Source organism: Trichococcus sp. (assembly GCF_049589555.1).
GTDB lineage: Bacteria > Bacillota > Bacilli > Lactobacillales > Aerococcaceae > Trichococcus.
The window spans coordinates 1-1,683 of the sequence record NZ_JBAWAZ010000212.1 but is presented as its reverse complement, the minus strand read 5'-3'; the positions used below and the strand labels follow the sequence as shown (position 1 = coordinate 1,683).

2 protein-coding genes are annotated in these 1,683 nt (G+C 53.5%); one reads left to right on the top strand and one right to left on the bottom strand.

Annotation, left to right across the window (positions count from 1 at the left end; genetic code table 11):
- On the bottom strand, positions 1-593 hold a 593-nt coding region (locus WBV27_RS08025), incomplete at its 3' end, for a GIY-YIG nuclease family protein (RefSeq protein WP_424200994.1).
- A gap of 44 nt (positions 594-637) precedes the next feature.
- Between WBV27_RS08025 and WBV27_RS08020 the strand changes: the two genes are divergently transcribed.
- Positions 638-1,683, top strand: a 1,046-nt coding sequence (locus tag WBV27_RS08020; protein WP_424200992.1) for an MFS transporter, incomplete at its 3' end; no start/stop codon positions are given.

Genomic DNA, 1,683 nt, shown 5'->3' with positions numbered 1-1,683 from the left:
TCCTTGACGTCGCCGTTCAGGAAAGCGGCGATCCGTTTGATCTGGGCATCGTATTCCTCTTTAGATACCTCATGGTCGCAGCAGCCGATGCATTGGCCCATATGGTAATAAAGGCAGGCGCGTTTAGAATTTTTGGCGCACTTGCGCAGCGGATAGATTTTCTGGATGAACTCCTGCGTTTCGGTCGCCGCGTAGACGTGCGGATAGGGGCCGAAGTAGATGCCGCCGTCATCCTCGACCGTCGAGGTAATGAGGAGCTGCGGATCCTTTTCATTCGTGACCTTCAGATAGGGATACATCGTCCCTTGCTTCAGCTTGATGTTGTATTTGGGTTGGTAACGCTTGATCAGGTTGATCTCCAGCAGCAGCGATTCCTTGTTCGTTTTGGTGACGATCGTTTCGAACCGGTCGATGTCCGCGACCAACAGCTGCGTCTTGCCTTCATGCTTGCTGTGGAAGTAGGATTTCACGCGGTTCTTCAGGTTTTTGGCCTTGCCGATGTAGATGATTTCGTCATCCTTGTCCCGCATGATGTAGCAGCCGGGCAAGTCGGGCAGCAACGCCAATTTTTGGTTGATTTCTTCTCTGCTCATCCGTTTCAATCCTTTTACTTTTAGTTGAGAATAGTATAACATGAATGGAAACATACGTTCAGCCGTTTGATTCCGAAAAGGACGGCAAACGCAGTCAATTTGGGGACACATCACCGTCCCCGCAACAAGGAAGTGCAAACAGTGTGATCAACAAAATGAAATATGAAAAGTGGCAGCGTCAAACCGCTCTCTTTCTGGGCAGCCAGACGATTTCCCTGTTCGGCTCGTCGCTTGTCCAATACGCGATATTCTGGTATTTGACCTTGGAAACGCAGTCCGGCGTCATCATGACGCTATCGACCATCTTCGGCTTTCTGCCGACTTTCTTCATCTCGCCGTTTGCCGGGGTGTGGGCCGACCGCTATAACCGGAAACGCCTGATCGTCCTTTCCGACGGCATCACCGCGCTCTCGACTTTGGTGCTGGTCCTCCTTTTCTTGGCGGGGCAGCGTTCGATCTGGATCCTGTTGGCGACATCGGCCATCCGCGCAGTCGGGGCGGGCATCCAGATGCCGGCGGTCGGCGCCATCCTGCCGCAGATCGTCCCGGAAAAGGAGCTGACCCGGATCAACGGGCTCAACGGCAGCATCCAGGCCGTCGTCATGCTGGTTTCACCGATGATCAGCGGCGCGCTTTACCAATTTGCGCCGATGGAAGGCATTTTCATGATCGATATCGTGACAGCGGCTTTGGCAATCGCCATCATGGTGTTCCTGCTGAAAGTCCCGACGCATGAAAAAGCCAGCCAAGAACAGGTCAGCAATTATCTGGAGGACATGAAGCTGGGCTTCAGCTACATTCAAAATCACGCCTTCATCAAAAGGCTGTTCCTCTATTTTTCTCTTGCCTTCTTCATGGCGGCACCGGTGTCGTTCCTTTCCCCTCTGCAGGTGGCGCGCTCGTTCGGCGAAGATGTTTGGCGCTTGACGGCGATCGAAATCGCCTTTTCCATCGGGATGATAGGCGGCGGACTCTGGATCGCCTCATGGGGCGGCTTCAAGAACCGGATCCATTCCATCGCTTTTGCGATCGGGGCCATGGGTTTATGCACCTTCGGGATGGGTGTGATCCCGAATTTCTGGATTTACCT